1 pseudogene is annotated in these 731 nt (G+C 36.0%); it reads left to right on the top strand.

The window, feature by feature from the left end:
- Positions 1–731, top strand: a pseudogene (locus A4S05_RS38255) (exonuclease V subunit alpha); the annotation flags it as partial.

The raw sequence follows: 731 nt of genomic DNA, 5'->3' as shown, positions 1-731 counted from the left end.
TAGAACAGTCATTAGTTGAATCCATTATTACTGAAACGTTACCACAACTAATAGAACAACTTTCTAAAACTTGCCAGCAGCATAAGGGAAGAACCACCTTTGAGGGATTAGGAGTAGCTATTACTCAAATTGAACAACGGCTTGATTCACAAAAAACTGTAGATCTAATTATTGAAAATATCGAATACTCGGCTGTTGAGTCTGCCCTCATTGAAACTTTACCACAATTAATAGAACAACTCTCTCAATATCACCAGCAGCTAAAAGGAGGAAAAACTAGATTCCACGGCTTAGAAGCAGCTATTACTCAAATTGAACAACAACTTTCATCACAAAGAACTATCTTATCAATTGTTGAAGATATTGAATACTCGGCTGTTGAGTCTACCCTCACCGAAACTTTACCGCAACTAATAAAACAATTCTCTCAATATCACCAGCAGCTAAAAGGAGAAAAAACCAGATTCCACGGCTTAGAAACAGCTATTACTCAAATTGAACAACGACTTGATTCACAAATAACTATCTTATCAATTGCTCAAAGTATAGAACAGTCATTAGTTGAGTCCATCATTACTGAAACCTTACCACAACTAATAAAACAACTTTCTCAATTCAGCCAGCAGCTAAAAGTAGGAAAAACCACATTCAACCAGTTTCAGCAACTACTGGACAATGAATTCGTAGGGTATTTGACCCAAAAAACTCTAACTTCAGAACACTTAGCTCTT

This window comes from Nostoc sp. KVJ20 (assembly GCF_001712795.1).
Classification (GTDB): Bacteria; Cyanobacteriota; Cyanobacteriia; order Cyanobacteriales; family Nostocaceae; genus Nostoc.
Note: the sequence above shows the minus strand (reverse complement) of the source record. Positions and strands in the feature narration are given on the sequence as shown.